Raw genomic sequence first — 26,019 nt, 5'->3', positions numbered from 1 at the left:
GTGAAATAAATTTGATTTCTATTATATTTTTTATTATTTTCATTGTTATAAACTAATGCCGTAAAAATATTAATCATCAAATTAAAATTTATGAAAATTATTCTTGCAATAAAGTTTGGGAAGTGATCTGTTCCTTATTCTAATACTTACACAATCCCATTACAAAAGTATAATCTTAATATGGATTTGCTATTTGATATCAACCTCTTATTTGACCCGGATTACAAATGATTCTGACTAGGCTGGGATTTGGTGATGTTAAATTTTCTCTATTTATCAGTGACTCATTTTTGGACTAACTGTACCTATAAAACATTATCCTTATGTGAAAAAACAGTAAAATATAAAACCATGAACACACTTGAACTATTAAACAAACAATTTAATTATCCGTTCCCGACATTAAAGAATCCTCATGCAGACCAGCTGCAGGAAATTACCGAAAACCAATGGATAGACGGAGAATATCTCTGGCTTTATCAACAGAACCCCGAACTCCGCAAAAAATATAAGAAAACTAAAACGGCACATATTGCCGCACAATGGTTTCCCACAGCATCGCTTGAACGGTTCAAACCTATCTGCAGACTGATGTTGTGGACACTGTACAATGACGACCTTTATGAGGAAAGTGCATCCGGAGATATTAAAAAAATACACACCCAGTCCGTTGCAGTTCTCAATGGTGATATCAGCGCTGAAGAATCAACAATACCATTGGGATCTATGCTCGCTTCATTAAGGCAGGAGCTGTTGCAGTTTATCCCTCAGGAATCAATAATCCGGTTTACAAAGATGATCAGCAGGTACTTTACCGGACTGGAAACCGAGCTCATATATAAGGAGAAAAAAATGTTCCCAACCATAGAAGAATGTATCGCGTTAAGGGAAGATTCTATCTGCCTGTATCCTTTTTTGCAGCTTACAGAAGTAGAAACAGGAATTATTCTGCCACAGGAAATACATGAACATCCGGTCATTCGTCGTCTGCAGACCCTGGCCTGTCATCTGGTGACCTATTTCAACGAAGTACAGTCTGTAGTGAAAGATGAGGCCACCGACAGTATCTATTACAATATTGTTAAAGTCATCCAGCACGAACGCCAGATCTCACTGGAGGATGCATGTCTGGAAGATCTGCGTCTTCATAATGAAGATCTAAAAGAATTTGTAAATCTTCAATCCTCGCTGCCTGACTTTGGTGTCTGGCAGGATGCTGTAGTAAACTGGGTACATTATATGAGCATGGTCCTGAGCGGCTGGAAAAATATTTCTACAAAGCTGGGCCGCTACAATGCCATGGAGTTTCCGGAAGCCAGAGAGCTGAAAGAAAGACTAAACCAAATATAGTATCAAAATAACTTTTCATTTAAAATAAATCATGAGAGAAGAATTAATTGTTCCCAAATGCCATTACCCTTGGCCTACTGTTACCAGCCCAATTGCCAATGCCTTTGACGATGAAGAAAAGGAGTGGTATGACAATGATTATACTTTTATTTCCGAAGAAGGAATAAAAAGATGTAAACCCCAGTTCCTGTCCCGCGTAGCTACTTATATGAACCCTACCTGCGACAGTATAGAACGGATGCGCCCCTGTGCCAGGCTGATGATCTATATCACTCTGTTTGATGACTATTTCGGAATGACGCCGGCAAAAGAACTGAAAGCAATGGCAGAACGGGTATATGAGGTCATGATGGGCGATGATCCCGAGCCGGATGAAATTGGTATTCTGCGGCAGATGGCACAGGCAAGGAAAGAATGGGAAACATTTATGCCCCGTTTTTGGATAGATCGTGTAGCCATTAATTTTTATGAATTTATCATCTATGGAATGGTGGAGGAAATCCCTTTCAAACAGGCTGAAAAAAGAACTTATCCGTTACTTCCGCATTATCTCAGCTTCAGAAAATATTCAATTGGGATGTGGCCTTATGGAGACCTGATAGATCCTGCTACGAATTCCCCGCTGCCGGTTTTTATCTATAATCATCCTGTTGTACAGCGTTGTCGGGAGTTGCTTTCCCTGATTATTGTAATCCAGAATGATTTTGCCTCTCTGAAAAAAGAGCTTGAAATAGAAAGTGAAAGCCTGAACATTATCTTCATTCTGAGCCACCAGTACAATCTTACCTATCAGGAAGCCTGTACAGAAGCCATGAGACTGCATGATGCCTATGGCCAGGAGCTTGATGATCTCCACAAGTCCCTGCCGGATTTTGGGGCTTTCCAACAACAGGCATACGATCATATTTACCATATTAAACTCCAGATAAGCGGATGTGCCAACTGGTATTATAATTCCGGAACCAACCGGTATGAGCCGAAAGGATTTATTGTACCACAATATGGAAGGGAGGGAGATGACATTCTTATTCCACACAGTATTTTTGTACAGAAATAACTGCGAACGCAATACTGTTGAAACAATAAAAAAAACAGCAAAGATGTAGGTTTTTGCTGTTTTTTTATTTTTAAAAATATACTTTTTTAAAAGCAATAAAACACTGAGCTGAAAATCTATACTGGAGGAATGTATATAATATTTTTTGAAATTTACCTTCGTATCCTAATAAACTTGATGATATGGAAAAAAATAATATACCTCTATTCAGCTGCTTTTATCCTGAATTCCTGAAAATTTTGCTCCTGGTTTAAAAAATGATACTAGAAGAATAATATATAGGCTTGATTGTCTAATTTCTCTCCCTCAAAAATCAAAGATCCTTTATTGACTTTTTAATATGGAGAGAGATGTGATTTAGTTGTATAATATTCCCTTTTATGAGAAATATTATGTTAAATGTGAAAAATAAATAATGAATTAGCTGTTTTTTATATAAAATTGTTTATAATTTAATATGTTGTATATCAGGGTTTTAATTGTTAATTTTTTAAATAAAAAATAAAAATGTTTATTTTTATTAAAAAAATTAGGTTAATTGATGAAAAATTATTTCCTTTGGAGAGGAATTATTAACCATTATATGAGTGTCAGCAAATTTATTTCTCTACTGTTAGTTTTTAAACTTTTTAACTGTGGAGTAATATATGCACAAGAATTCTCAATTAAAGGGCAAATAGTAGATAATAGTAAACAACCCATTGCATTCAGTACTGTCAGATTACAAAATGTTGATAAAAGTTTGATCATAAATGGCCTAACAGATAGTTTAGGTATTTTTTCTACTAAAAAGTGAAAAAGGAGATTATAATTTGCTATTTGAACACTCTGGTAAAAATTCTTTTGATAAGAAGATAAGCCTTAATACAGATATAGATTTAGGCAAAATTGAAATTGAAGATAAATCGGTAAAAATAGAATCGGTAAATCTGACAGCTTCAAAAAAACTCATTGAACGAAAGGTTGATCGTCTGGTTTTTAATGTTGAAAATTCCATAGCATCTCAGGGAATGAATGGTTTAGATGCTTTACGAAATACACCCTTAATAAGAATTCAGAATGAAAATGTATCCATCGTAGGAAAGGGAAATGTTGTTGTTATGGTAAATGATAGAATCCTTAATCTCTCTCAAAGTGAGTTGACGGGGTATCTGCAGTCACTACGCTCAGATGATATTGCTAAAATTGAGGTAATCACGACTCCTCCATCTAAATATGAAGCGCAGGGTAACAGCGGAATGATTAATATCATCTTTAAGAAAAATCCAAATTTAGGTTGGAGCGGTAATGTGAATGGATCTTATCAAAAAACAAGTTATTATGGATTTGGATCCGGGATTACTATTAATTTTCAATCGAAAAAGCTTAGTACATCACTTAAAATCCGGCAATATAATAATTCTACTCGGCCCAAGGGAACCCGTAGTCTGATAGGGCCGGACAACAGCATATACACCAGTGAAACAAGGAAGGATGCAGTAAAAATATTAGGTTTTAATTATAGTATAGATTATAAGATTAATACCAAACAAAATATAGGTATTATTTACGACTTTAACAGGCAACATAGCAGTATGGATGCAAATGGATCTAGCAGATATGAACATCCGGGAATTATTGATTCAACATTTTCAACGATCCAAAATCAATCCTGGAAAACGCCAACCCATATTGTTAATGCTTATTATGATCTTAAATTGGATACCTTAGGGAAAAAGCTAAGTATAACTGCAAATTATCTGAGTAATGCCCCTGATAAAGTAAATGATTTTAATACCCTGAATAATTTTACACAAGCTAATACAGTGGTACAAAATAATAGCAATATGGATTATAGTATTTATTCAGGCCAGGCAGATCTTATACTTCCTTATAAATGGGGAAATATTGAAACTGGTGTGAAATACACTGCTTTTGATAACAAGTCTAATGTTGAGTATTTTAGTAGGGTAGGTGCTGATTACATACGAGTTCCTGCTAATAGTAATATTTTTCATTATAAAGAATATAATTATGCTGCATACTTAAGTTTTCAAAAAGATTTTAGTGAGAAGTGGTCCGCAAAAGCAGGCTTACGATATGAGTATACTAAGTTTAATGGCACTACACCAGGCTCAGAAAAAGATATTGCTGAAGGTGAATATGGCAGGCTGTTTCCTACTGCTTATTTAAGGTATAAACCAAATGACAACCATACGGTTACCGTTAGCTATTCAAAGAGGATAGAACGTCCAGGTTTTCAGGTTCTTAATCCTTTCAGATGGTACACGAATCCGTATATGTATTTTACAGGAACTCCAACCTTGTCCCCTTCTTTTAATGATAATGTTGAGCTGACGTATACGTTTAAAAATAAATTGAGTGCAACCTTGTATGGCCAGTACAATAAAAATGGATTGTCTAATATTGCGCGTCTTATAGATGGTATTTATACTAATGTAATTGAAAACGCATATAATGAGAATAAAGCAGGGCTCCAATTAAGTTATAATGAAACTTTTTTTAAAATATGGGAAACATCATTAAGTACCACAGGAACCTACACATCAACCAGACCTATTATACCGGAGGCGGAAAAAATTGAAATGTTTTCATTTTCATATACCATAAATAATACAATTAGCTTAAACAAAGCGAAAACATGGTCTTTACTATTGAATTTCTGGCATGACCTGCCTTATGTTTATTCTAATGTGAAAATTAAAACCCAAATGAATTTTTCACCTGGAATTAAGGCCTCATTTTTTGATAGGAAACTAAATGTTAGTGCTACGGTAAGCGATCTGTTTAAGACATTGACGAGTGAAGGATATTCCTATAATGCAGGTTATCGTAATGAGTTTTACAACTATTTTGACCAAAGGAGATTTAATCTTAGTGTGAACTATTCTTTTGGAAATAATAAAGTAAAAGGTACCGGAAAGAACATAAAATTTGAAGAAAAATCAAGAGCAAATTAATTTTTAAAAATACACGCGTGCAGGAGAAACTCGAAAATCCTTTAAGAGAGTAGAGACCAAAATTATAAAATTTTAATATCATGGACAAAAAATTCAGCAAACTGCAATTAAACAAGAAAACAATTGCAAAATTAAATGAAGGACAGCTAAGTACTGTAAAAGGAGGTAACAAATCAATAGCACCAGTAAGAGATGGTGATTGTACAACTACTTCAGTAACGAATAATTGCACCACTACTTCAATAACTGGTTCAACTAACTAATTTCTTACGAAACCTTCTCAATTGAAAGATTGGGAGGGTTTCTATTTTTTTTCTAAAGCTACAGCGCCCTATATTTTACTTTCTTAAAAACTATTACTCATTTATAAAATAAGAAATTGAAAGCAAACTTCATTATTCCTACAAAATTTTTTGTGGTCAGAATATCGACCCTTCCGTTAGCTAACATGAGATCTCTAAATGACTCAATGATGGCAGAAGATATTTATTGCGTCAAAAAATATTTTAGTGAAACGATCTTTCTCAATGCCTTATATCTTGCTTCAAGAACCTTTTATTTTACAGCATTAGATTGGCTGGGAAATAATGAAATCATTTTTGATCCTTCCGATCGAATTTTACAAAGTTTATATAAATACTATTCCAGAATGTGTACCAGATGTACACCCTATGGATTATTTGCAGGTTTTGCATCAGGCAAAATGCATCAGGGAGAAACAAACATTCTCTTAGAAAATGATAGCCTTGCCCTGAAAGTGCGTACAGATGTACTTTTCTTAAGAAAATTAAAAGATATTATTATTGCTGAAAATAATGAAAATATTCCTTATTTTATAAATAATACCTTATATACAAGTGGAGATCAATGGCGATATATCAGCTGGAGTCCACGTTATGATTATGAACTAGCTGAAGTTCCTAAAGACTCTATATTAAATTCTATTATCAATTTATCTGAAAATGGTGTTAAAGTCTCAGAAATTAAAAATTTGATTCTGAAACTAATCCCGGACGTTGATGATGATGAGGCTATGGAATATATCAATTCCCTCATAGAAAGCAAAATATTAGTTGATAAACTTCCTCCTTATATGACGAGTTTAGATGATCCTTTATCTGAATTGGAAAAATATTTGGCTCAATATGGCTGCAAGTCAGATGTTTTACGGTCCATCAATACTATTCAGGATTATAAATATGATGTTTTTAATTCGAATACCATTGTTGAAGAAATTGAAAAAAAAGCATCTGAATTTAAAGAAATAATTAATGAGAACAGACAGATTGTTCAAGTTGATTCACTAGTGAAATTGTCTAGTAAATATGTCAATCAAAATGTAACTTCTTTATTATCTAAAAGAATTGAAGAGTTAATCCCATTAGTGAAAAGTAAACCTAATCATAGAATTGCTACTTTCACTAAGAGATTCCAAAAGAAATTTGAAACAATGGAAGTTCCGCTTGTTAAGGCCCTTGATCCGGATTTTGGAGTGGGTTATGACTTTCACATAAGTGGTAACCTTGAGAACACACCATTGCTGGAAAATATATATTTCACTTTCGAAGATAAAGACGATCATGATAATATTTCCCCTATAGTCAAGCTGGTTCTGGATAAATACGTTCATTGTTTTTCTCCCAGCGTCTTTACTCCAATTATCTTGACTGAACAAGATATAAAGCAAGTAAGCAAAAAACAAGATCCACCACTTTCTTTTGGACACAACAACCATATATTCGGATCATTTATCAGTAAATCTCAAGAAGATGTTGATGCAGGAAATTTTAAATTTCTTCCGGTATCACCTATTCCCACTCCACTAGCTACAATTTTATTATCAAGATTTGCCTATCATGATGCAGCATTAGCTGAGGATTTAAAAACAATAACTGAAAAAGACACTCATAACTTAATTCATGTAGAATTGCTTCATCATAGAGAAGATAGATTGGGTAATGTACTGCAACGCCCAAATTTTCATACTTATGAATTACCCTATGCTTCAGAGAGTAAAAATAATGATAGCAGTGTTATATTGATTAATGATATTTATGTCCGTTTTGAGGATGGCAGACTGAAATTAAGATCAAAAAAGGTAAATAAAGAAATAAAACCAAAATTCACCAATGCCTATAATTACAGCGAAAACCAGTTGCCAGTTATAAAATTTTTGGCAGATTATCAATTTAATGGAATCGATTTGGGATTTATGTGGAATTGGGGATTTCTGGAAAAAAACAGTTTTCTCCCAAGAGTGGAATATAAAGAATTTATTTTAAAAGAAGCCTGCTGGAGGATTGATATGGATAAGTCAATGACAGTTGAAAAATTAAAAATACTCATCAAGGAGAAATATATTCCTCAGGCATGTACTATAAAAGAAAGGGATAATATTTTAGTATTGGATACTAGAAATGATACATCTTTACATATTTTAACAAGGCAGATTAGTAAAGAAACCATTTTCCTTTACGAATATTTTGAACCACTTCAGTTACCCGATGAAAAGGGAAAATTATTTGCATCTGAATTCATTTTTCCATTCACTGTTCCGAACAATTCTAGCCTGGTTTCCAAAGATTTTACAGAACAGCCAAAATCAAAACAAAGAAAATATTTACCTGGTGACGAATGGAGTTTCTTTAAGATTTACACAAGTCACAAATATGCAGATATCATCATAAAAGAGGTTCTGGCTAATTATATAGATCACATTGGGAGCAATAATGAGGAACATCCATGGTTTTTTCTTAGATTTCAAGACCCTGAGTATCACGTGAGGTTCCGAATAAAGAAAAAAATTGATGAAGAAAGTCTTCAGTATTTGAATAAAATGCTTTCAGATCTTTTGGAAAATGATATTGTTACCTCCTTTGAGATTGATACTTATAACCGTGAAATAGAAAGATATGGGCCTGAGACTATAGAACTGTCGGAGAAAATGTTCTGTTATGACAGTCTGGCTATCATGGATTTTCTTAAAATTGAAGATCTTACTGAAGAGGTCAGATGGAAAGCAGGTGTCTTTTCATTGGATCAGTTGATGAATGATTTTCAAGTTTCCATTGATGATAAAATTCGGTTATTTGAACAGCTATATCAGGCATTTATGCCTGAACACGTTGACCATTCAAATCCCGAATATGTTCAGAAATTTAAAAAATCCCTTGATAAAAAATACAGGGAAAACAGAGACTTTTTAGAATCCGTAATAAGACAAAATGATTACACTGAAATAAAAGAATTTATAGACCCATTTCTTTGCAGATCGAAAAATATTAAAGAACTAGCATTATTAATAAAAAAAACCACATCTGGTTCTGCATATATTACTCTTCTTCAGGATTACATTCATATGAATATGAACCGTATTTTTTTGACGAAGGCTAGAATGCATGAATTTATTATATACTTTTTCATGTTTAAAACATATACTTCAATTAAATATAGAAATGATGAGACAAGTTAAAACTCCAGCTATTATTGAAAGTATTATAAGAGAAATAGATGAAAATATTTCTATTTTTTCAGATGCATCTATCGAATATGGGAAGATGGGAGCTGCTCTGCTTTATTACTATGGCCACAAAAATTATGGCAAAAGCGAATTTCTGGAAAAAGGAGAACTGATGATTGAAGAATCTATTAATTTGATATCAAAGATTTCTTTAGACAATGAATATAAACCAAAATATAAAGGTGATTCAGTAGCTCAGACATTGGCAAGCTTTGGCAGAGGCATGCTGTTTATAGAAAATAATTTTGACCATCAATATGATTTTTCTGAATACTATTTATACCTGGATGATGTTTTGCATGAAACGGTAAAACAAGAACTTGAAAGAAAAGATTATGACTGTTTCAGCGGAAGTCTTGCCGGAGGATATTATTTTCTTAATCAGTATAAATATAATAAGAGTTCCTACTCTAAAAATGTTTTAAACGAAATTGTAACTTCAATTATAGACAATGCCGTTATACATAACGAAAAAGAAATATACTGGCCATCTCCAAGTTTTGATAATCAAATCTATTTAGGACTTTCACATGGTTCGGCAATGATTATCAATTTTCTAACAAAAATCGTTGAATATAAAATTTCAGAAGAAAATGAGCAGCAAGTTAAAGATACTGCTTATAAAGCAGTATCATTTGTTATGAATCAGAAAAGAGATCAGGTAAATGGTTTTTTTTCCTATAGGTTTCCTGCTCCTGAGAGGGCGACAGAAACTCAATTTTCTATGTGCTATGGAGATCTTGGAATATTATATGCCCTTTCCAATGCAGCAAAGGTATTTAAGTTCGAGGAGTTTGAGGATACTATAAAACAGATGCTGGATGCATCTGCACAGCGTAAATTAAAACACAATCATACACAGGATGCAAGCATTCTTTACGGTTGTTCTGGTTTATATCATATGTTCAATGATATCTATGACAGGAGATTAGAAGATCTTTACCATGTATCATCTCAATATTGGTATAGTAAAATAACGGATTATTGGAATTCGGATAAAGAATCGCTGGCAGGTTTTCAATTTGACTACGAAGACAATCAGGAAATTCATCCCTCTGCTAAATATTCTTTTTTTTGGGGAATCGCTGGAATTGGAATTACGCTTATGCAGGGACAGAATCAAAAGCTGCCTGCCCATAATGAATTATTATTAACCGGGATATAGCTGCTTATGAAATTTATTCCTCAACATGACCAGATGGATTGCGGCCCGGCCTGTCTTTCTATGATTGCCTCTCATTATGGACGAGAGGTTAGTCTTCAATATATACGGGATAGATCCTTTCTTACCAGGGATGGTGTATCACTACTTGGCTTGCATGAAGCGGCTACTGAATTAGGGTTTGATTCAATGGGTGCTCAATTAAGTGTGGAAGATTTAGAAAGCATTACATTACCTTGTATAATCCATTGGAATCAAAATCATTTTGTTGTTTTACAAAGTATTAAAAAGAAAATATTCAGTAAAAAGAAAATATATAAGATTGTTGATCCGGGGTATGGTTTTATTTCTTTCGACGGAGAGAAATTTAAAAAAAACTGGCTTACGAACGAACAGCATGGAATAGCATTACTATTGGAGCCGGAAGAACGGTTTTATAAAAATGAAAACATTGAAACACAAACTACAATCTCCTATAAAACTTTGGCAGCATTTCTGTTGCCTTATAAGAAACAGCTTTTCTCACTTTTCTTTTTACTGACATTAGGCGCTTCTATTACCGTTGTTTTTCCTATCCTTACCCAAAAATTGATCGACAATGGGGTAAACAAAAAAAACATAAACCTTATAGGAATCATTTTACTGACTCAATTGGCCTTTTTCTCCGGTAATATAGTCTTTGAGATTATCCGGAATTGGATTACCCTAAAAATAGGGACCAAAATCAGTATAAAAATTATCTCAGATTTCCTTAAAAAACTACTTCAGCTTCCTATAAAATTTTTTGATACCAGACTTTTAGGTGATTTTAGCCAAAGAATTCAGGATCATGAAAGAATTGAACAGTTTCTTACATCGCAAAGTATTTTAACCCTCTTTTCTTTGATAACATTTTCTGTATTCTTCGGAGTGTTATGGTACTATGACTACAGGATTTTAACAGTGTATGTTGTCTTAACGGTAGTATCCGTTATATGGTCACTTTTTTGGTTGAAAAAAAGAGAAATCATCGATTATTTTAGATTTCATCAACGTGGTGAAAATCAGGAATCTATTTATGAGATTATTAATGGTGTTTCTGAAATGAAATTAAATCAATATGAAGATCTGAAGAGAAAAGAATGGGAAAACATACAGCAAAAACTTTTTAAAACTAATCTCAGAATATTAAAAATCAATCAGATACAGCTTTCAGGTTTTGAGTTTCTAAATCAAACTAAAAATATTCTCGTCACTTTTCTTGCCGCCTATTTCGTGGTAATTGACTATATGTCATTAGGAACCCTATTAAGCATATCATATATTATAGGGCAAATGAATAGTCCTGTTAATCAGTTGGTTAATTTTTTTCGTTCTTTACAGGATGCTAAGTTAAGTTTGAAGAGATTAAACGAATTACAGGAACATCCCGAGGAAGAGCAAGCCGGATTGAAATCATTAGTATTATACAAACCAGATTTTAAAGATCAATTTAATGAATATGGGATTAATTTTAAGAATGTGTCATTTCAATATGAGGGACCAAAATCACCATTTGTATTAAAAGATATTAATCTTTTTATTCCTAAAGGAAAAATAACTGCTATTGTAGGTGCAAGCGGTAGTGGAAAGACTACGTTGATGAAATTACTTTTAAGATTTTACGATCCAGCAGCGGGAAGTGTTTTCTATAATCGTCAGGATATATTAAGTTTGTCACCGAAAAGTATAAGAGAAAATTGCGGAGCTGTAATGCAGGATGGATATATTTTTTCAGATAGTATAGAACGTAATATTGCAACCGGGGATGAACACATCGATGAAGATCGCATGGAACACGCTGTTAAAGTTTCCAATATTAAAGACTTTATAGATGGGCTCCCACTAGGCCTTCAGACAAAGATAGGGGCAGCTGGAAATGGTATTTCCGGAGGCCAGAAGCAACGGATTTTAATAGCAAGAGCAGTCTATAAGAATCCTGAATACATATATTTTGATGAGGCTACGTCTGCATTGGATGCTGACAATGAAAAAATTATACATGGTAATCTGCAATCTTTTTTTAGGGGAAAAACAGTAGTGATTATTGCACACCGTCTTTCTACTGTTAAAAATGCTGATCAAATAATTGTCCTTAAAAATGGTGAGATTGTAGAGAAAGGAAATCACAGGTATCTGGTAGATACAAAAAAAGAATACTATAATTTGGTTAAAAATCAGCTCGAGCTTGGTAATTAGATTAAGAATGGAAAATTTTCTCTGAGAACTATGATAGAAGGTCAACAGTTTGATTTAGATGTATAATAACCTTATAATATTGTTTTAAAAAATCTATCTTCGCATCTATAAACCTCACAACATGAAAAAAATTCTTATCCTCGCCTCAGCAACCTTCATTCTCAATTCCTGCGTCGTATCTACCGCCGCTAAAGTAGTTAAAGGTGCCGTCAACGTAAGCTATAAAGCTGTAAAAGGAACCGTTAACGGCATTAGCTGGGCGGTAAGCAAAGCCAAAGGGAAAATAGATGAAGACCGAGTGGATGGGACCTGGAAAGTAGTGGGTGCATATAAAGGTTCTTTTGAAGACTTTACCAATGATCAGAACCCGGAAAGTTCGTTTACCTCAGACTGTACGGAAGGTTTTGATCAGATTATTTTCAAAGCTAAAAAATCCAAATTCAAACCCGTACACTGCAGTTCAGGAGAAGAAGACTGGGTGAAGTATTCTATGGAATTCGGGAAGAATCCGGTGACCAAAGAAAAAGAAAACTATATAGAATACAATTCCAACAATTATATTTCAGTAATTGACGTCAACAACAAAACGATGGTTTTGGAAGGAAACCTGATGCCTAAACTGGCTTTTTCCGGTGCTAAATTATACTTGCTGGAAAAAGTAAAATAATTGTTTCCTTTTTTAATAGTGTTAACCATACCATCGGCCTAGGAAGCTGTAGCGTTAAAAAAATTAAAACTTGATCCGTTAAAAAATTCCCACTGTCTGAGTGCGGACCAAATATAGAACTGAAAAAGTAATCTTGAATCCGCACGAGTTTTGGGGATTTTAGGAGCAAGTTTTCATTTTTAGCGGAAGATTCCAGCCTTGAACTTTTGGTTCATTTTGTTTCAAGACAAAAGAACAGATAAAAAAAATTGTTTAGCCATGTTTTTATTCTACTAGAAATTTACAGTCACACTAAACTTAAACGTCAATCATAATACTTTAACAAACATTGTAAGGTCCCCTCAATAAATTTTTGTTCTTTTGCAAAATAGTATTAATTTTAAATAATTGCATGTCGAAGTTCGATGAAATCAGGCCCTTTTATGATAGTGAAGTAAATGAAGCATTGCGTGGTATAGCCTGTGATCCTATGATGACGGCACTGATGAGCTTCACTTTTCCTGATACCGACAAGCAGGTGTGGCGTGAACAGTTTAAGGATATTCACTCCATCAGCGATTTTCAGCATCAATTTATCGCTCACACGATTCGTCAGATCCTGGCGAAGAGTTCGGAAGGCTTAACGACTTCGGGATTTGACCAGCTGGATAAAAATACACCTTATCTTTTCGTTTCCAACCACAGGGATATTGTTCTGGATACTTCACTGCTTAATCTTGTATTGCTCGAAAAGGAATTTATCATGACATCTTCAGCGATTGGTGATAACCTTGTTCAGAAAACATTTTTACATGTACTGGCAAAACTGAACCGTAACTTTTTAGTTCAGCGAGGTCTGCCGATCCGTGAGCAGCTGAAAAGTTCGCAGACCATGTCCGAATATATTGAACAGCTTCTGCACGAGGAAAAGCGTTCCGTTTGGATAGCCCAGCGTGAAGGCCGTACCAAAGACGGAAATGATGCTACCCAGCAGGGTGTGCTCAAAATGCTTGCCATGGCAGCTGGAGACCTTTCTCTGACTGATTATTTTAAAACATTAAAGATTGTTCCCATATCTATTTCTTATGAATATGATCCTACCGATTCCCTGAAAATGCCACAGCTTCTGGCTCAACACAGAGATGAGGAATACATCAAAGGGAAGGATGAGGATTTTATGACCATGCTCAGCGGCGTATTGGGGCAGAAAAAGCGCATACACCTTCATGCCGGTACCGTACTGGATACGGAACTTGATGAGATTGCAGCTACAATAGAAAACAAAAATAAGCAACTGCAGGCTATTGCTCAGGTCATTGATAATTCAATCATACAGAACTACAAGCTTTGGCCGACCAAGTATATTGCCTATGACCTGCTTCATGATACTGATACTTACGCTACACAATATACGGAACAGGAAAAACAGCTGTTTGTACGCAGGCTGGAAATGCGGATAGATCCGTCTGATGCCGTTTCAAAAGAGTTTTTCCTAGCGATGTATGCCAATCCCCTGATCAATAGAATGAAGGCTGAACAAAGCTTTTAAAAATTTATAATTACAACTGTCTGCTTGCCGTTTCAGGATGCAGACAGTTGTAGAGATATACATTTAGTGCTTTATTTTGTTTCTATTTCAATAATTTTCTTTCCTTGTTCACTTAAATAATGAACAAGCAGCTTTTCAAATACCTTATATCCATCATCTGCATTCGTAAATATCAGAATCCCATTTCCGGATTTGGGAAGTATAAATGCAATACATTGGGTACCAAGATCTGATCCACCATGAGACAAAGCATAGTCGTCATTTCCTAAATCATAAATTTCAAAACCTAACCCAAAATATTTATCGTTTTTTGTTTTTACCTGTTTTGTCGTCATTTCATGAAATACTTCAGCCGTCAGGTTTTTACCTTTCATGATACTTACCATGAAATTTCCGTAATCTTCTATGGTCGTGTGAAGATCATCCGCCGCATTGGCTCTTTTTATTTTTTCTGTTGGGTAAGGTTTACCCTCCTTATTATAACCAATGGCAAACCTCGATTCATCGGTATTCTGATTCCAGGTATAACCGGTATCGTTCATACTGAGCGGCTGGAAAACCAATTCCCGGGCGAGTTGTTCGAGCGGTTTTCTGAATTTCTTTTCCAAAGCTTTACGCAGGTATTCAAAACCTTCTCCTGAATACTGATATTTTGTTCCCGGATCAAACTGAAAATTTAATTTTTTATCGTTATTCATCCATCTCCAGTTCGGGAAACCTGTCTGATGGGTCAGCACTATTCTCGTCGTTAGTTTTTTATGCCTCGGATCGTTTAGAATATCGGGATCTGTCCAGTATTGATCCAGAGGCTCATCCAGCTTCCATTTTCCCTGGCTTATAAGACGCAGTGCCACCATTGCTGTTATAGGTTTGGTAAGTGAAGCTACATTAAAATACGTATTATAAGGTGCTGAAACACCTTTTTTTATGTCACCAAAAACCTTTACCTGCTGCAGCTCACCATTTTTAATGATTCCCAGTCCCAGTGTGAGAATTTTATTTTCCTTCAGCCAACTTTCAATCTCTTTATCATTATCCAATGCTGTTTCCTGATTGTCGTGCTTTGCTTCATGATTAAAGCTTAATGATTTTGCCATTTTCCAGTCTCCATTCTCTAAAAACCAGAAATTAGTAAATTTGGCTGAACCCACTAATTTTTCAGGGTTATTATTTTCTTTCTCATAAAACAGATGATCACCGTTCTGAATGGCAGCATATAATTTTCCTTCCTTGTACATAGGATAAATTTCGGTGCTTTTGTCTACCAGAATCCTTTTTGCCCGGTAGGTATCCGGTGCTTTGCACAACCCGTTTTTAAAATCGGCCATGAATTTCTTTTTATCTGAAATACCGTCTTTATCATGATAAAACTCAAACGGGTCACTGAGGAGATTTTCTACTTGGCCAACATTACAGGTATTGAATCCGACTGAAAAAAACAGGCTGTCTCTTGACATAATTGTTCCGTAAAGACTGTTGGTCCTTTCTATTTGTGCATGAGCATTACTAAAGAAGGTTGTAAAAAGAAAGAGAATACATTGAGCGTACTTTGTCATCGTTAAGATTTTTGACAAAGATTAAATTTTTATCCGTTTTCCTGCTGGAAATGAACCCGACAAAAACCCGACAAGATACTGACAGTATTTATATCATGCTGAAATTCAGTTTGTAGTGAAGTTTTCTGTTTCGGTCTAATCCTGCTGCGTTGCGAAGGATAATAAATACGTTGGAGAGTATAATGAGTATGATAAGAACCAATGTAAACTGGCGCCCGAGCTTTAAAAAGATTCCAAGCATAAAGACAATAGGGGCGATTATGGTCCATAGGATCTGGACTGAAATAATCTGCTTCGCCAGGCTGTTTCTCTGTTTCATTTTAAACATCAGAATAAGAGGAACAAGAATATTGAAAGGCGGTACGATAATAAACAGTAATGATGAAAGGTTGATAATTTTGATATAAGAAAAATTGATATCAGTTTGTTCTTCTTCTAATTCCGTTTTCAGATCATTTGTTGCAGTGATTGGTGCTTTATCCTGTAATGAACTTTCCTGTATTTCCAATGCTTGTGCCAATGCACGGAGGGTATGTCCTTTGGGTTCCGTTCCGGATTCTATCCGTTGGATAGTTCGTACAGAGATCTTTGATTTTTCTGATAATTCTTCCTGGGTCAGATTCTTCTGTTCTCTTACTGCTTTTAGTTTAGACATAGTATGGGTTATTTCTGAAAAAGACGTTTTTAATTCCTTTTTGTATGCTAATTTACATCTTTTTCAATACTGGAAAAAAGAAACGCCAACAATAGAAAAATAATAATGTAACCCATGATCAAGTGTAAAAATGGATTACATTACTTTATCCTGCTGCCTTTAAATATTTAGTATTTTTATTCATTCTCTGTCTGATCATCCAAATCATTGGTCATACTTCGCTTTCTTGTTAAAATAGGTATACAAACCATTTATATTAATTAATCGTATATTTAAATTAATGTAAAAGTGTGGTATGCTTATATAGAATTCAATGGTGGGGCGGCAAGATAGTTGTAGTTAACTATAAACCACACACAAATTAAAACATATGAATTTACAGTTAAAACCACATTCCGGAGTTAAAGATCATCCTATTGACAGTTTTCGTCTGGATGTTTTGGAGGGCTTAAAAAACAGTCCTAAAAAGCTATCCTCAAAATATTTTTATGATAAAATAGGCGACCGTCTTTTCCAGGAAATTATGGCGATGCCTAACTATTATCTTACCGAATGTGAACTCGATATTTTTAAAAACAAAACCGCAGATCTGGCTAAACTACTCATTCCCGGGAACGAACCTTTTGACTTGATTGAGCTGGGTGCCGGAGACGCCATGAAATCAACCTTTTTGCTCAGCTATCTCGTAGAAAAAGGAACCAATTTCACCTATATGCCTATTGATATCTCCGGAAATATACTTTCTATTTTAAATGAAAAACTAACCAGTCAGTTTCCTGCGCTTCAAATCACCTGCCTCGAAGGCGAATATTTTGAAATGCTTCATAAGGCAGCTTCCTTATCTGACAGGAAGAAAGTGATCTTATTTTTAGGAAGTAATATCGGCAATATGGATATCGAAGAAGCTGAAAATTTCTGTTTAAGCTTAAATCAAAACCTCGCCTCAGGCGACAGGATACTCATTGGTTTCGATCTCAAAAAAAATCCTCACATTATTTTAAATGCCTACAACGATAAGGAAGGAATTACAGCAGCTTTTAACCTGAATCTTCTGACGCGTATCAACAATGACCTGGAAGCTGATTTTAATCTGAGCCAGTTTCAGCATTATCAGACTTACGATCCCATTACCGGAGCCTGCAGAAGTTTTCTCGTAAGCCTGAAAGATCAGACTGTAACGATAGGAAATGAAAATATCTCATTTGAAGAAAATGAGCTCATCGACATGGAAATTTCACAAAAATTTTCCACTGACAAAATAAAAGAGCTTAGAGAAAAATCCGGTTTTGAAAATGTCGGCGAAATCAAAGACTCCAAAAAATGGTTTGTAGATACCGTCTGGCAGGTAAAATAAAAAACAAGCAGGCGAAAATTATTAGTGTTTCATCATGGGCACATAAATAAATTATGACTTGTCGCCCTCTTTGCTCACCTAAAATAACACATTGAATTGATAAAACTTTGAGTTAAAAATCATACTCAACAGATTTAAAAACCTCCAAAAAAAATATTTTTAATCTGCTTCAGTCCAACATTCGGGAGAAAAACAAAGTTAAAATCATCAAAACTAAAGAACATGACACCAGAAACAGCAACATCAGATTTAGTTAAAAAATATGCCGATATCCGGAAACACTCAGAAGAAATATGTGCCCCTCTGGAAATCGAGGATTATGTGGTACAGCCTATCGTTGATGTAAGCCCTCCGAAATGGCACCTTGGTCACACCACCTGGTTTTTTGAAACGTTTATTCTCATTCCCAACTTTCCTGATTATAAAGTTTTCGATGAACAGTATAATTTTGTCTTTAACAGCTATTACGAAACTATCGGGGCAAGAGTGATCCGTACCGACCGTGGAAATTTAAGCAGGCCTTCCGTTTCGGATATTTATAAATACCGGAAGTATGTAGATGAGCATATGAAGATCTTTCTTCAAAGCCGGTTCATGACCGAAGCCATTGAACCTCTCTTGGAATTAGGTCTTAATCATGAACAGCAGCATCAGGAATTACTGTTGACTGATATTAAATATATTCTGGGTCATAATCCGCTTTTTCCGGCTTATAAAAAAGAACCGATCTCAAAAAAAGAAAACTCTGGAAAGGGTGAAATGCTAAAGTTTTCCGAAGGAGTTTATGAAATAGGCTTCAACGGTGAAGGCTTCTGTTTTGATAATGAACTAGAAAGACATAAGGTCTACCTTAACGATTTTGAAATTGCTGACCGACTGGTAACCAATGCCGAATATCTCGAATTCATGCAGGCCGGCGGCTACGAAGATTTCAAGTACTGGCATGCAGAAGGCTGGGATTGGGTAAAGCAGAATCAAACACAATGTCCGTTATATTGGCATTACATTGACGACAAATGGATGAATTATACCCTAAACGGTTTACAGGAAATAGATCCTGACGATGCCGTTTGTCACATCAGTTTCTACGAAGCCTCCGCCTTTGCATCCTGGAAAGGAATGCGCCTCCCAACCGAAGCAGAATGGGAAGTCGCTTCCCGTCATTTTGATTGGGGAAGCCGATGGGAATGGACTAATTCTGCTTATCTGCCTTATCCGGGTTTTAAAAAAGAAGCCGGAGCCGTGGGAGAATATAACGGAAAATTTATGGTCAACCAGATGGTTTTGCGCGGCGCCTCCGATGCTACACCTTTTGGACATAGCAGGAATACTTACCGTAATTTTTTCCAGACCGGACTGAAATGGCAGTTGACAGGAATCAGGCTAGCCCGATAATTTTTGCTTATGATTACAGTAGAATCAGTTTCAAAGAATTTTAACGGAAAACCTGCAGTTGATGATATTTCCTTTCAGGCGAATGATCAGGAAATTCTGGTACTTTTAGGAACCAGCGGCTGTGGCAAAACGACCACGCTTAAAATGATCAACAGACTCATTGAAGCAGACTCTGGTAATATTCTCATTGATGGTAAAAATATCCGTGACCAAAAAGCGGAAGAGCTGCGTATAGGAATGGGTTTTGTGATGCAGCATTCCGGACTGTTCCCCCATTATACGATCAAGCAGAACATTGCTGTAGTTCCGGAATTACTGAAATGGGAAAAGAAAAAGACAGAAAACAGAACGCACGAACTTTTAAATAAACTTCATCTTTCCGAGGATGTCCTTTCAAGATTTCCCAGTGAGCTAAGTGGCGGACAGCAGCAAAGAGTGGGGATTGCAAGAGCTTTGATTGCGGATACCCCCGTTTTATTAATGGATGAACCTTTCGGGGCACTGGACAATATCACCAAAGCAGATATTCATTCAGAGTTTAAATCCCTGGAAGAGCTTAAAAATAAAACCATCATACTCGTTACCCACGATGTTCAGGAAGCTTTTGAATTGGGACACAGGATTTGCTTGATGGATAAAGGGAAAATTATTCAGACAGGAACGCCAAAAGAAATGCTTTATCATCCCGGTAATGATTTTGTAACTGATTTTTTTGCTGAAAACAGGTTGCTACTGGAATATAAGACAGCCACATTAAAAGACCTGGAGATTGCACCCAATTCATATCCCGAATTTAAATTTACAGATCATACAAACGTTTGGAATGCTTTACAGAGATTAAGTTCAGATCATAAAAATTCTGACCATTACGAATATATGATCAGGGCATTCAATGATTACAGAAAATTACAGATCGTATGACGCAGCAAAGCTTTTGGCAGTTTATCATCGAACAGCAGGAAAAATTATTCACCCAGATCATACAGCATCTTGGGCTTACATTTCTGTCTTTAATTTTAGCGATCATTGTTGGGGTCCCTTTGGGAATACTGATTGCAAGGAAGAAGACACTTTCCAGTCCGGTTCTTGGTACTGCCGGTATCTTACAGACCATCCCAAGTATTGCCTTGCTGGGCTTTATGATTCCTGCTTTTGGTATTGGGGCAAAACCTGCTATTATTGCCTTACTGATCTACGCTCTTTTACCCATCATACGGAATACCTATACCGGAATAACAGGAGTAGGCCCCAGTGTGATTGAAGCTGCAAAAGCCATGGGAATGAATAAAAGCCAGCTTCTTTTTAAAGTCCAGCTCCCTTTAGCCATGCCTGTTATTATTGCAGGAATAAGAACTGCAGCCGTTATCAATGTTGGTGTGGCTACATTAGCTTCATTTGTTGCTGCAGGCGGTCTGGGCGAATTTATTTTTGGCGGAATTTCTCTCAATAATACCAATATGATCCTTGCCGGTGCCATTCCCGCGGCCTTACTGGCCATTCTGCTGGATCAGATTATTGCTGTTGTGCAAAAATCCGGATATCGATTACTTCAAAAACTGAAATATATAGTTCCGGTTCTGCTTATTATCCTGGGAGCGGTGTATTTGCTGACTTCCCCGTCAAAAAGTAAAATTAAAGCAGGTTTTACCCCTGAGTTTATGGGAAGACAGGATGGTGATCTCGGTCTGCGTTCTGTGTATGGAATCAATGCCAATCCGCTTGTAGTAAATGATGCCATTATGTACAAAGCTGCCTACGAAAAAGAACTGGATCTTATCAGCGGATATTCCACAGATGGAAGGATCAAAGCTTTTGATCTGTATGTCCTGGATGATGATAAAAAAATATTTCCACCTTATTTTGCTGCACCCATTATTAAAATAAAAACACTGAAGAAATTTCCTCAGCTGGAAGAAACCCTTGATCTGCTGGCCGGTAAATTCAACGATTCTATCATGACCGACCTGAATTACAAGTCTGATTACCTCAAACAGGCTCCGGAAAAAATTGCAAAGGATTTTTTAATTAAAAATAAACTCTATAAAACTTCAAGGAAAGGCAATTACGGAACAGTACGCATTGGCTCAAAAATATTCGGAGAACAGTACATCCTTGCAGAAATGTATAAAATGCTGATAGAAGGTTACACAAACTATAAAGTGGAAACCAAAACAGGTTTAGGAGGGACCAAGATCTGTTTTGATGCGCTGATGAATGATGGCGTTGATTTTTATCCTGAATATACCGGAACCGGCCTTTTGGTTCTTCTAAAACCAACAGGGCAGACCCTTAAAAATGTGACTCAGAGTGCAGATAAAACCTATCAGTATGTTAATGCTGAATTTGAAAAACAGTATGGAATTCAATGGCTGAAACCGCTTGGATTTAATAATTCCTATGCTTTGATGATGCGTAGAAAACAGGCAGAAGATCTTCATATTAAAAGCATTTCAGATCTTAAAAAATATTTTTCCAGATACAGATAAATTGTAAATTATTGATTTTTAGGCATAAATTACCCTAACGGTTGTTAGTAGTAGTACTACGACACTTTTTCATATTTATACGGAAATACTGTTTTTTCACATTAGTTACTTCTATATTTGGTGAAATAGAAACATCAGATCACAAAATATTAATAATTAAAATTTAGAAATCATGGCAGAAAGAAATTCGAGAGGAATCTTAAAATTTAACGGAGGTGAAGGACAGAAGTTACTAAGACTTAACTACAGTGTATCCCGTTCTACAGACGTATCAGGAAGAGTAGCATCAGATCCTTCCAATGCTCTTGTCAAAATCACAGTGGAGGCTACTGAAAAATCAGACATCCTTGAAAGTTTACTTAATGGTAAATATAAACCTACAACGGGAGAGGTAACTTTCAACAAATCTCACGAAGAAGGAACATTAACTACTTTGAAATGGGAAAACGGATATGTGATCCAACATGAAGTAGACTTCAATGCAGTAGATGAGAACAGTATGTACATCAGCTTTATAGTAAGTGCAGAACATATCGATCTGGGTACTTCTTCTTACAAAGCAGAATGGCCTACGTCATAAGCAGATAATTTCCTGGAAATTTTTAAAATACAGACAGAATGGTACACCCGCATTAGGGAGCCGTTCTGTTTTTTTTTGTTCGACATATTTCCGGATCAATATTAACGCATGGAAAGCTTTACAAAAATTGGATCCAGGGAAAGTCAAGGGAAATAATCAGAAGTACTGGTCCTAGAATTTTCTGTATTTGGCGAAATGAATTTTTCGTCTTTAGCTCACCATAGGAGTTTTAGGAATTATTTAGAAATACTAAAAAAAGACTGCCCCAATCCGGAACAATCTTTATTACATTTTAAATAGAATTGTTTAATGAATGATCACCTTCTTCCTCTGCACCGTATGCGCCGAGAAATATCCCAAAGCACCATTGCTGATATTGCTTGGAGGATTGGAAGGGGTAACGCCTCCGCCAGGTCCACCGCCATCTATGATCTGCAGAAGAGCAGAGTAGTAGGTGAAGATATTGTTATCAATGCTCTGCATTTCCATGTGAATCGTATCGCCTACTATTACCTTATGCTTTGTAGGATCATTATCGTCTTCCTCATTCGGAAGAAATATAGGTCTCTGATTCACCATTCCGTTGTTGACGTTATCTGAAAATACGTCAAACGTTTTCTTCGTTAAACTATTGACCGTAAAATTGAAAAGATAACGGTTTCCCAGAGCCGGAGGATCTGTAAAAACAGGTAAAAGAGCATACGTGATCTCACCTCCGAAAGAGAAAGAATCCTGTGTAAGGCCGTCCAGATGCACCGCTTCAGGCATCGTGCTCTGTGCAGTGTACTGCTTTCCTTCAGCCTGGATATTCAGCGTATAGGTGCGGCCTGTTGCTCCGTTGAATGCAGACGTCCTGTAATTTCCGTCCCCAATATACTGTAATGTTTCCGTTTGGCCCGTGTTGTCACTTATCACTACCTGTGCTCCCACTACTGCAGGATACTGATTGTTTTGTGTAAAGGCTACCGACTTTGTGATCCTTACAATATAAGGTCCCGGCTTATTCGTGATATTACCCTCTATGACAATTTTTCCACTCTGATCCTCAAGATCAAGATCAATCTCCTTTTCACAGGAAGTTACAGCGAACAGCGATAATATGATAAAAATAATATTCTTCATGATCTAAAATTTGAAATTATAAGTGATATTAGGTACCCATCTGAATAGAGAAGTCTGCATCGCACGGGTAGTTCCCGGATTGTTCGGATTATCTTCAAATGAAATCGTATAGGCATTTTCACGTCCGTAGAGATTATAAATACCAAACGACCACGAACCTTTAAAACGCTTCGTAGTATCCGGCTCATACGTTGCACTCACATCCATTCTGTGATACGCTGGCATCCGGTCTGCATTCCTGCTGCTGTACTGGAAGATCGTCTGTCCGTTCAGCTCATACTTTCCTGTAGGAAAAGTTACTGCATTTCCTGTACTATAAACGAATAATCCGGATAAAGACCACTTTTTGTTCAGCTCATAAGTTGCTACAATTGATAAATCATGGGTTTTATCCATTCTTGCATTATACCATTGATTATCGTTGATGCCATCTATTTTTCTTTCCGTTTTGGACAGCGTATAAGAAATCCAGCCGGTCAGTCTTCCGCTTTTCTTTTTGGCGATAAGTTCCAGTCCGTAAGCCCTTCCTTTTCCGAACAGAAGCTCACTTTCCACATCCGCTGCCGTATCAAACGTGATCTGCGCACCGTTTTTAAAATCGATCTGATTCTGCATCGACTTATAATAAATCTCCGCATTCAGTTCATAATTGTTATGATTGAAATTCCTGCTGTATCCCGCACTGACCTGATCTGCTATTTCCGGCTTCACACTGTAGCTGCTCCCGATCCATTGGTCTGTGGGGTTTCCGCTGCTGCTATTGCTCAGAAGGTGCAGATTCTGCGTATTCCTCGAGTAACCTCCTTTAATGCTGCTTACCTCATTGATGCGGTAATTCGCTGTGATCCTCGGCTCGAGATTCACGTATGTTTTTCCGAATTTACCCTTCTCCAGATATCTGCTGTCCGTGATCACCCCATTTTCATACGAGTTATACGTATCGCCACCCAGCACACTGAATGAAGACAACCTTAAACCGTAATTCACCGTCAGCTTTTCTGTGGCTTTAAAATCATCATTGATGTATACCGCATTTTCCCACGATTTCCTCGGATTTCTCGGGAAGCTGCTTACACTCGTTCCTGAAGCACTGCTTGGCGTAAGCGTATGATAAATAGACTGCAACCCGAAACGTACAGAATGCTTATTTCCTGCAAACCACGTAAAGTCCTGCTTAAGATTCCAGTCTTCGATCTCTGAACTCAGACCGAAAGTATTGTTGTTGCTTTTTAAGCTTACCTTATAATTGTAATTGCTATAAATGAATGATGTATTAGAGAACAATTTACTGTTGATAATACTGTTCCATCGCAATGTAGCCGTAGTGTTTCCCCAATCAGTAGAGAATGTATCTCCCAATCCAAGAACATCCCTTCCGAAATACCCTGACAAATAAAGACGGTTATTATCATTGATCTGATAATTGGCCTTCAAATTAAGATCATAGAAATATAATTTACTGTCTTTAAAATCATCCGTTGTCTTCAGGAAAAGATCCGCATATGTCCTTCTCCCCGAAACAATGAATGATGACTTCTCCTTCTGGATAGGGCCTTCCACACTCAGCCTGCTACTGATCAGCCCGATGCCTCCGTTCACATTATAGTCCTTATTGTTCCCGTCCTTCATTTTTACATCCATTACTGAAGAAAGACGGCCTCCATACTGGGCAGGGCTGTTTCCTTTGATGATGCTTGCATCCTTCAGTGCATCACTGTTGAACGTACTGAAAAACCCTAGCAGGTGAGACGCATTGTACACAGGTGCCTCGTCCAGTAAGATCAGGTTCTGGTCTGTAGCGCCACCTCTTACACTGAATCCACTGCTTCCTTCACCATTGCTTTTGATTCCCGGTAAAAGCTGGATCGTCTTCATCACATCCTTTTCCCCGAATAAAACAGGAAGCTTTTCTATATTCTTGATGCTTAAAGTTTCCGTTCCCATCTGGGCACTCGTCAGGTTTTTATCCTTTTTAATCCCTGAAATAACGACTTCATCAATCTTTCCTACCTTTTCATCTCCCTTCTCTTCCTGGTCGAGTGGCAGATCCAGCTTGGTATTCTGTTCCACCTTTACCGGCAGTTCAAAATCACGGTAACCCGGATAGGAAACGATCAGCGTATAATTTCCCTCGGGAAGCGACAGTGAGTAAAAGCCATATTCATTAGCCACAACGGAGATCGACGGATCTTCATTCACCTTCACGGTTACGCCGATCAGCAGTTCCCCGTTCTTGTGGTCTTTCACCGTACCACTTACCGAGTATTTCTGCTGAGCCAGAGCCAGCGAACTAAAACAGAGCGCAGCAGCCGTGACGGCAGTTTTAAAAAACAATTTTTGCATTAAGTTTAAATTTTTAATAGAGTAGAATTCTTTCAAATAGTAAGTTTAAAAAAGATTTTGTGGAGAA

18 protein-coding genes are annotated in these 26,019 nt (G+C 36.4%); 14 read left to right on the top strand and 4 right to left on the bottom strand.

Annotation, left to right across the window (positions count from 1 at the left end; translation table 11 throughout):
• Window positions 1-351 precede the first annotated feature (351 nt).
• From QF044_RS11430 to QF044_RS11390, 9 genes are all read left to right on the top strand, one after another.
• Complete coding sequence (locus QF044_RS11430) at window positions 352-1,350, top strand: hypothetical protein (protein WP_307267178.1); 999 nt, start codon at window positions 352-354, stop codon at window positions 1,348-1,350.
• A 31-nt stretch (window positions 1,351-1,381) separates the two neighbouring features.
• Window positions 1,382-2,407, top strand: a complete 1,026-nt coding sequence (locus QF044_RS11425) for a hypothetical protein (RefSeq protein WP_307267176.1) — start codon at window positions 1,382-1,384, stop codon at window positions 2,405-2,407.
• A gap of 812 nt (window positions 2,408-3,219) precedes the next feature.
• On the top strand, window positions 3,220-5,367 hold the full coding sequence (locus tag QF044_RS11420; protein WP_307267174.1) for an outer membrane beta-barrel family protein: 2,148 nt from the start codon (window positions 3,220-3,222) through the stop codon (window positions 5,365-5,367).
• Between the two features lie 80 nt (window positions 5,368-5,447).
• On the top strand, window positions 5,448-5,630 hold the full coding sequence (locus tag QF044_RS11415; protein WP_307267171.1) for a class I lanthipeptide: 183 nt from the start codon (window positions 5,448-5,450) through the stop codon (window positions 5,628-5,630).
• A gap of 206 nt (window positions 5,631-5,836) precedes the next feature.
• Window positions 5,837-8,839, top strand: coding sequence for a lantibiotic dehydratase (locus QF044_RS11410; protein WP_307267168.1), 3,003 nt, complete (start codon window positions 5,837-5,839; stop codon window positions 8,837-8,839).
• Entirely contained in the window at window positions 8,823-10,052 is a 1,230-nt protein-coding gene (locus QF044_RS11405) for a lanthionine synthetase LanC family protein (RefSeq protein WP_307267165.1), read from the top strand. Before QF044_RS11410 ends, QF044_RS11405 begins: the two co-directional genes overlap by 17 nt.
• A gap of 6 nt (window positions 10,053-10,058) precedes the next feature.
• Window positions 10,059-12,266 carry a peptidase domain-containing ABC transporter gene (locus QF044_RS11400; RefSeq protein ID WP_307267162.1) on the top strand — a complete coding sequence of 736 codons (2,208 nt, stop codon included), beginning with the start codon at window positions 10,059-10,061 and terminating at the stop codon, window positions 12,264-12,266.
• Window positions 12,267-12,387: 121 nt separating this feature from the next.
• Window positions 12,388-12,933 carry a hypothetical protein gene (locus tag QF044_RS11395; RefSeq protein WP_307267160.1) on the top strand — a complete coding sequence of 182 codons (546 nt, stop codon included), beginning with the start codon at window positions 12,388-12,390 and terminating at the stop codon, window positions 12,931-12,933.
• A gap of 391 nt (window positions 12,934-13,324) precedes the next feature.
• Entirely contained in the window at window positions 13,325-14,461 is a 1,137-nt protein-coding gene (locus tag QF044_RS11390; protein WP_307267158.1) for a 1-acyl-sn-glycerol-3-phosphate acyltransferase, read from the top strand.
• 71 nt (window positions 14,462-14,532) lie between these two features.
• Here QF044_RS11390 and QF044_RS11385 read toward each other — a convergent pair whose 3' ends face one another.
• Together QF044_RS11385 and QF044_RS11380 are read right to left on the bottom strand one after the other, a co-directional pair.
• Window positions 14,533-16,017: a serine hydrolase gene (locus QF044_RS11385; RefSeq protein WP_307267156.1), complete on the bottom strand. Its 1,485-nt coding sequence runs from the start codon at window positions 16,015-16,017 to the stop codon at window positions 14,533-14,535.
• An 88-nt stretch (window positions 16,018-16,105) separates the two neighbouring features.
• A complete protein-coding gene (locus QF044_RS11380; RefSeq protein ID WP_307267153.1) occupies window positions 16,106-16,672 on the bottom strand; it encodes a helix-turn-helix domain-containing protein in 567 nt (188 codons plus the stop codon).
• Window positions 16,673-17,042: 370 nt separating this feature from the next.
• Between QF044_RS11380 and QF044_RS11375 the strand changes: the two genes are divergently transcribed.
• The 5 genes from QF044_RS11375 to tssD all read left to right on the top strand — a co-directional run bounded on the left by QF044_RS11375 (window position 17,043) and on the right by tssD (window position 22,487).
• Window positions 17,043-18,026 carry an L-histidine N(alpha)-methyltransferase gene (locus QF044_RS11375; protein WP_307267151.1) on the top strand — a complete coding sequence of 328 codons (984 nt, stop codon included), beginning with the start codon at window positions 17,043-17,045 and terminating at the stop codon, window positions 18,024-18,026.
• A 222-nt stretch (window positions 18,027-18,248) separates the two neighbouring features.
• Window positions 18,249-19,421: an ergothioneine biosynthesis protein EgtB gene (egtB, locus tag QF044_RS11370; RefSeq protein WP_307267149.1), complete on the top strand. Its 1,173-nt coding sequence runs from the start codon at window positions 18,249-18,251 to the stop codon at window positions 19,419-19,421.
• 9 nt (window positions 19,422-19,430) lie between these two features.
• Entirely contained in the window at window positions 19,431-20,342 is a 912-nt protein-coding gene (locus QF044_RS11365; RefSeq protein ID WP_307267146.1) for an ABC transporter ATP-binding protein, read from the top strand.
• Window positions 20,339-21,907 (top strand): ABC transporter permease/substrate-binding protein, encoded by a 1,569-nt coding sequence (locus tag QF044_RS11360; RefSeq protein WP_307267145.1) that lies wholly within the window; start codon window positions 20,339-20,341, stop codon window positions 21,905-21,907. Before QF044_RS11365 ends, QF044_RS11360 begins: the two co-directional genes overlap by 4 nt.
• A 172-nt stretch (window positions 21,908-22,079) precedes the next feature.
• Window positions 22,080-22,487 carry a type VI secretion system tube protein TssD gene (gene tssD / locus QF044_RS11355; protein ID WP_307267142.1) on the top strand — a complete coding sequence of 136 codons (408 nt, stop codon included), beginning with the start codon at window positions 22,080-22,082 and terminating at the stop codon, window positions 22,485-22,487.
• Between the two features lie 306 nt (window positions 22,488-22,793).
• Here the strand turns inward: tssD and QF044_RS11350 are convergent, their stop codons facing one another.
• Both QF044_RS11350 and QF044_RS11345 read right to left on the bottom strand, forming a co-directional pair.
• A complete protein-coding gene (locus QF044_RS11350; RefSeq protein WP_307267140.1) occupies window positions 22,794-23,609 on the bottom strand; it encodes a DUF4249 domain-containing protein in 816 nt (271 codons plus the stop codon).
• 3 nt (window positions 23,610-23,612) lie between these two features.
• A complete protein-coding gene (locus tag QF044_RS11345; protein WP_307267138.1) occupies window positions 23,613-25,952 on the bottom strand; it encodes a TonB-dependent receptor in 2,340 nt (779 codons plus the stop codon).
• Window positions 25,953-26,019: the final 67 nt, after the last annotated feature.

This window comes from Chryseobacterium sp. W4I1, assembly GCF_030816115.1.
Lineage (GTDB): Bacteria > Bacteroidota > Bacteroidia > Flavobacteriales > Weeksellaceae > Chryseobacterium.
Note: the sequence above shows the minus strand (reverse complement) of the source record. Positions and strands in the feature narration are given on the sequence as shown.

Coding starts and splice junctions, on each gene's coding strand:
- QF044_RS11430 (WP_307267178.1), top strand. CDS start 352: ATGAACACACTTGAACTATTAAACAAACAATTTAATTATCCGTTCCCG.
- QF044_RS11425 (WP_307267176.1), top strand. CDS start 1,382: ATGAGAGAAGAATTAATTGTTCCCAAATGCCATTACCCTTGGCCTACT.
- QF044_RS11415 (WP_307267171.1), top strand. CDS start 5,448: ATGGACAAAAAATTCAGCAAACTGCAATTAAACAAGAAAACAATTGCA.
- QF044_RS11410 (WP_307267168.1), top strand. CDS start 5,837: ATGATGGCAGAAGATATTTATTGCGTCAAAAAATATTTTAGTGAAACG.
- QF044_RS11405 (WP_307267165.1), top strand. CDS start 8,823: ATGATGAGACAAGTTAAAACTCCAGCTATTATTGAAAGTATTATAAGA.
- QF044_RS11400 (WP_307267162.1), top strand. CDS start 10,059: ATGAAATTTATTCCTCAACATGACCAGATGGATTGCGGCCCGGCCTGT.
- QF044_RS11395 (WP_307267160.1), top strand. CDS start 12,388: ATGAAAAAAATTCTTATCCTCGCCTCAGCAACCTTCATTCTCAATTCC.
- QF044_RS11390 (WP_307267158.1), top strand. CDS start 13,325: ATGTCGAAGTTCGATGAAATCAGGCCCTTTTATGATAGTGAAGTAAAT.
- QF044_RS11385 (WP_307267156.1), bottom strand. CDS start 16,017: ATGACAAAGTACGCTCAATGTATTCTCTTTCTTTTTACAACCTTCTTT.
- QF044_RS11380 (WP_307267153.1), bottom strand. CDS start 16,672: ATGTCTAAACTAAAAGCAGTAAGAGAACAGAAGAATCTGACCCAGGAA.
- QF044_RS11375 (WP_307267151.1), top strand. CDS start 17,043: ATGAATTTACAGTTAAAACCACATTCCGGAGTTAAAGATCATCCTATT.
- egtB (WP_307267149.1), top strand. CDS start 18,249: ATGACACCAGAAACAGCAACATCAGATTTAGTTAAAAAATATGCCGAT.
- QF044_RS11365 (WP_307267146.1), top strand. CDS start 19,431: ATGATTACAGTAGAATCAGTTTCAAAGAATTTTAACGGAAAACCTGCA.
- QF044_RS11360 (WP_307267145.1), top strand. CDS start 20,339: ATGACGCAGCAAAGCTTTTGGCAGTTTATCATCGAACAGCAGGAAAAA.
- tssD (WP_307267142.1), top strand. CDS start 22,080: ATGGCAGAAAGAAATTCGAGAGGAATCTTAAAATTTAACGGAGGTGAA.
- QF044_RS11350 (WP_307267140.1), bottom strand. CDS start 23,609: ATGAAGAATATTATTTTTATCATATTATCGCTGTTCGCTGTAACTTCC.
- QF044_RS11345 (WP_307267138.1), bottom strand. CDS start 25,952: ATGCAAAAATTGTTTTTTAAAACTGCCGTCACGGCTGCTGCGCTCTGT.